Source organism: Candidatus Obscuribacterales bacterium (genome assembly GCA_036703605.1).
GTDB lineage: Bacteria > Cyanobacteriota > Cyanobacteriia > RECH01 > RECH01 > RECH01.
Genome location: DATNRH010000804.1, coordinates 1 through 4,881 on the forward strand (window position 1 = coordinate 1; position 4,881 = coordinate 4,881).

Sequence of the window (4,881 nt, forward strand, 5' to 3'; positions counted from 1 at the left end):
TGAAGTGAAGCTAACTGGCATTCTCAACACCTCTGCTATTGCACCAGGAGAAGAACCAGCCTACGGCGCGTTGCTTGCACCCCAGTTAGTTGGCCATGTTCATCAACATTTCTTTAGCCTGCGCTTAGATATGATGGTAGACGGTCTATCGAATACAGTGCGAGAGGTGAATACCGAAGCACTACCCTTGGGCCCAGACAATCCCCATGGCAATGCTTGCCAGGTGACAGCAACGGTACTGAAGACAGAGCAGGAAGCCCAGCGCACCATCGATCCCTTCAAAGCACGCTATTGGAAGATAGAGAATCCCCACGTTAGTAATTGGGTCGGTAAGCCAGTCGCCTACAAGCTGATGCCTGGAGATACAGTATTGCCCTTTGCCCATCCGGAATCGAGCATCATGCAGCGGGCCGGATTCATGGCCAATACCCTATGGGTGACGCCCTATGATCCATCAGAGCGCTGTTCCGCAGGTATGTATCCTAATCAACATCCTGGTGGAGAAGGGCTACCGAAGTGGACACAGGCCAATCGATCTATCGAAGATACAGATGTTGTGGTATGGTACACGTTTGGTCAACACCATATTCCCCGTCCCGAAGATTGGCCAGTGATGCCGGTATCCTATGCAGGATTTATGCTTAAGCCTCAGGGGTTCTTTGATGCTAGTCCTGCCATGGATATACCGCCGTCGGCTCCTAAGCATCACTGTTGTTCGGATTAAAGTGAAGGAGCCGCAATACCCCATAGGCAAAGTTTGGAGATCGTGAATGATGTAATATCAGATTCGGTTGAAGAGTCATAGCTGGGACATCTTGCCTTCAAGCCCCTGCTTCGCCGCCCCCTGGGGCAAGGGGGCGACAAACATCCAGGCCACTACCAAGCTATCAGTGGCGCATCTAACCAGATTTGATAGGAATAGACATGCGACCTTCATGCTTAACTCAATAACCTGTCGGGTTGTGTGTGGTACAACCCGACAGGCTCTGAATCGTTGATCAATTGTTTAAGCTACCGCAGAGCATCCAAGTCCCTATGGCAAGGCAATGATCGTTACGCTTTACATCGGATCATGGCGAGTATAACAGTGATTAGGCAAGATACTAGGATCATCGTTCAATAATTGGTCTAGCTGTTCCAGTGCCTTCTCAGTCTGAGAGCCAAATTGACCATCTACCTCTCCAGCATAGATACCTTTATGCTTGAGGTAAGACTGGAGCGTTTGAACAGACTCTTGGGTACAATTCTCCTGTTTTACATAGGAAAGAACTTGCTGAATAGAGCAGCGCATCTGATCAACAGAGTCTTTCAGTCCTTTAACTAAGTTTTCCATCTCAGAAAAATTCCTCATCTTTCTGAGCAGGGCAGTTTGCTGCTGGTCAATAAAGCTGCTATCAATGAGATTCAGCTTGTGCGCAACAACATGATCCACTTCATCAATCCAGAAGCTCAGCAGGGAGTCTTGTGTGGCCTCATCAAGAATTGCTTCAAGTTGTTCTGCTTGCGGTTCGGTTAAAACATCTAGCAATGAGAGAGTGAAATATTCGATTATTTTAGAACGAAGGTCTAACGATTTTGCTCGGAAGCGTTCTAAAGAATCCGGACATTGGTTGTCTGTAAGCGTTCCCATTATTCGTGACTCACTCCAATCTAGTACGAACGTCTATGGATAGCAATGTAAATGTAAGTGTTCTACCGTACATTACTCTCGTGATCAGTTATCCCTGAGACTGCTCAAGACGATGAAAAAGCAGGCGTAACTTTTTCTTTGCCCGCGACAGCTTTTTGCGTAAGGCAACATCATTGACGGGTTGACAATACTTGGCACTCCACTGTTCAGCAATGTCCTGCCACGATAGCCGATCCAACGTTCTCAAGCAAAGCAGTTCAAAGGCTTCTGGCTCTTCTCGGGCAAAGATGGCGATCGTTTCCCGTAGATCCTGTAACTCTTCTTGCCAGATGAGTTGTCCCATCGGTTCATCACCACCACTGACAATATCAGATAGGATAGCTGGATCCGTTGGGATACCTTTTTTGGATCGACTATGCTCTCGGATAATGTTGAACGAGGTTTTTTTAAGCCATGCATGGGGGTTTGTAATGGCTTTTCCTGCTTTAAGGGCAGCAAGGCCTCGTTGGTAGGCTTCATGAAGAACGTCATGGGGCTCCATCCGCCAGTGAAGCTGATATTGTCGTAACGCCCGCTTGATAAATGAAAAAATAGTGTAAGCATAGGGGTTATCCTTACCTAAGATTTCATGGAGTGCTTTGTCGAGAATCGTGTTATCTAACCAGTCGCTAGGTGGTCGAGGGCAAGTTGGATCTGTCATCGGTAGTTCCCACTGATGTGTTGCGACGCAAGAATACTGACACTTAGTAGAGTTAAATCGTTTGGGTGAGGTACCTCCTCCACGTATGATTGGGGTCTCTAAGATATTAGTGACATCAGGTGAGTATTTGTGACCAAGCCTTGAAAAAACGGTTGGGACATCCTGCCTTGGATCTCCCACTTCGCTGCCTCCTTGGTCAGAAGTCTACAGGTATCCAGGTACTGCCATAGCCTTGAATGAGTAGCGCGCATCCAGTCAGACTTGATATGACAGTTTACGATTCTTCATGCGGGGCGATCGCTCCCTGTCCCTCCCCCAGGTCATCAACTCCCTACCCAATATCATCGACTGGGCAATCAGGAATCCTAAACCATTAACTGGAGAGCGATCGCTCTTTGTAAAAAATAGCTACCAGGCGGCTCTACCTAGTATGCCAGTTTTAGAAATGGCAGGATTTAGGCAGGTGATTGTATCAGTTGATGTTAGAACTTGGATGTCACTTGGAAAAGTGTCATAGGATACGTTTCATACCCATCGAAAATAGGGTCACCATTGCATCATCCCTAATGATTGTTCCAAACGGCATGTTAGGGCTGTGATGCAGGTTACGTCGAACCCATCACACTCGCATCTCTTCAAAGGTTGACCCCCATGATGCCAGAAAAGTTTCGTCAACAGTTACGTCAAGAAGCGATCGCTTGGCGTGAGGAAGGTTTGATTCCGCCTTCACTCTATGATCACCTCAGCGATCGCTACCAGTTTGATCAAATCGACAGCACGGCCCGTAACAAATTCGTCATGATCTTGCTCGGGCTGGGCAGCGTGTTAATTGCCCTCGCCGTGATCACCTTTATTGCCGCCAACTGGCAAGAATGGTCACGTCTCTCCAAAGTGCTGCTACTCGTGAGTTTATTCATCGGTATCAACAGCGGCGGCTTTTATCTATGGCGGGGAGCCGGCCAGCGCTGGCAAGCTCGCTTAGGACAGGCGCTATTGCTGTTAGGTGCATTACTGATTGGCCCTAGCCTCGCCCTGTTCTCCCAGATGTTCCACCAAACGGGCAGTGTGCAAATCCTGTTTTTAGTTTGGGGACTGGCTGTGCTGGTCATGGCCTACAGCCTATGCCTGCCGATGCTGGGTATTGTATCCATCATCTTGGTATCGATGGGCTATTTCTGGTACTATCCAGACCCTGGTGTCCATGGTCTATGGTTAAGTCTGTTAGCCTATTTCCCACTAATCGCGATCGCTCTCTTCTTTCCCCTAGCGCGATGGAGTCGATCGGCGTGGCTTTTGAGATTAGTTGTTCTCTTTACGGTGTTCGCTCTGCAGTTTAAATTGCTGCAATTCGTCAACACATTAAATAACTTCAATCATAGCTGGACATTGCTAGGGGCGATCGCTGCGAGCTGCCTGATTCCGTTTCTGCTCTGGGGCTCTCGTGCTCTAGGTTCTATCTTCGCAGAAGAAGACGATGTTGCCCTATCAAGTTCCAGGCTAGCCGTTGTTTATGTCAGCTTCTTTAGCTTTCTCTTCTCCTTTAACTACTGGTGGCGAAATCCAGTATCCTTGGCAACGGAAACAGAGACAACCTCTGCAATGGTCAATGGATTGGTGTTAGTTCTTCTTTTCAGTGCGATCGCTCTTGCTCTATGGTGGCGCTTGGGTACCCTACACGGTTCGATCTGGCGACTTACCCTATCCGACACCTCTTTTGCAGCAGTCTTGCTAATCATTGCTGGCCTGCTTTGGGCACACTGGACCTTCGGCCCCCTATGGGTGGTAGGAACGCTGATTTTAAACATTCTGCTCACCCTAATAGCGATCGCCTGTATTCAAGAAGCGCTCAGCAGCAGCGATCGCCAGGGTTTTTGGTGGGGACTGCTGCTGCTCGTGGTACAAATTATGTCCCGCATGTTGGAATACGATACGGGTCTTCTCGCAAAATCCCTGGCTTTCCTGCTTTGCGGCGTTGGTGTCATTCTGGCAGGACTATGGTTTGAGCGCTACGTCCGCACCCTGGCCTCATCTCGCTCCTAAGTCAGTTTTGCTAAACATGAAGATGACGTTGGACTTGTGTAAAGAGACCATAATAGTCCCTCCGTCATCTGCTACGCACCATCCTCTTGATTGTTGTAACCCCTTTTGATGGATTGACAGTCCTATGACCTCCTCTCCTACTCCCCCCATTCCCCGCTGGCGATTTTGGCTGCCCCTGCTGGCTCAACTGACCCTGATTTTGGGACTACCCGCCCAAGCGATGTTGACTTACCTAACTGGCACAACCGTAATCTTACAAACCGCTCCGGTTGATCCCTACGATGTGCTGCGCGGCTATTCTCAAACCCTGAACTACAATATTTCCCTGGTTGATACTCTGGATGATCTACCAGGGTGGGAGGCTGTGGAAGAGCGCAGCAACCGTGAAAGTACGGATCAGACTCAAGCTAGCATTCCAGTATATGTTGTGCTGAAGGAACCTGATGCTGACCCGACGGCAGAAACTCCCTTAGCTTGGCAACCGGTGGCGATCGCCCCTGACCTACCGAGT

5 protein-coding genes are annotated in these 4,881 nt (G+C 48.9%); 3 read left to right on the forward strand and 2 right to left on the reverse strand.

Annotated features, from left to right (window positions below):
- A partial coding sequence (locus tag V6D20_16730; protein HEY9817425.1) for a hypothetical protein occupies positions 1-724 on the forward strand: 724 nt, incomplete at its 5' end.
- A 336-nt stretch (positions 725-1,060) separates the two neighbouring features.
- On the opposite strand, the gene V6D20_16735 is transcribed toward V6D20_16730, so the two are convergent.
- A complete protein-coding gene (locus V6D20_16735) occupies positions 1,061-1,630 on the reverse strand; it encodes a peptidoglycan-binding domain-containing protein (GenBank protein HEY9817426.1) in 570 nt (189 codons plus the stop codon).
- A gap of 88 nt (positions 1,631-1,718) precedes the next feature.
- Positions 1,719-2,330 carry a sigma-70 family RNA polymerase sigma factor gene (locus tag V6D20_16740; protein ID HEY9817427.1) on the reverse strand — a complete coding sequence of 204 codons (612 nt, stop codon included), beginning with the start codon at positions 2,328-2,330 and terminating at the stop codon, positions 1,719-1,721.
- Positions 2,331-2,981: 651 nt separating this feature from the next.
- Here V6D20_16740 and V6D20_16745 point away from each other — a divergent pair.
- Both V6D20_16745 and V6D20_16750 read left to right on the forward strand, forming a co-directional pair.
- Positions 2,982-4,370 carry a DUF2157 domain-containing protein gene (locus V6D20_16745; GenBank protein ID HEY9817428.1) on the forward strand — a complete coding sequence of 463 codons (1,389 nt, stop codon included), beginning with the start codon at positions 2,982-2,984 and terminating at the stop codon, positions 4,368-4,370.
- Positions 4,371-4,494: 124 nt separating this feature from the next.
- A partial coding sequence (locus V6D20_16750) for a GDYXXLXY domain-containing protein (protein HEY9817429.1) occupies positions 4,495-4,881 on the forward strand: 387 nt, incomplete at its 3' end.

Bases quoted from the DNA above. Each gene is read 5' to 3' on its own strand.
- V6D20_16735 (HEY9817426.1), bottom strand. From the start codon at position 1,630: ATGGGAACGCTTACAGACAACCAATGTCCGGATTCTTTAGAACGCTTC.
- V6D20_16740 (HEY9817427.1), bottom strand. From the start codon at position 2,330: ATGACAGATCCAACTTGCCCTCGACCACCTAGCGACTGGTTAGATAAC.
- V6D20_16745 (HEY9817428.1), top strand. From the start codon at position 2,982: ATGATGCCAGAAAAGTTTCGTCAACAGTTACGTCAAGAAGCGATCGCT.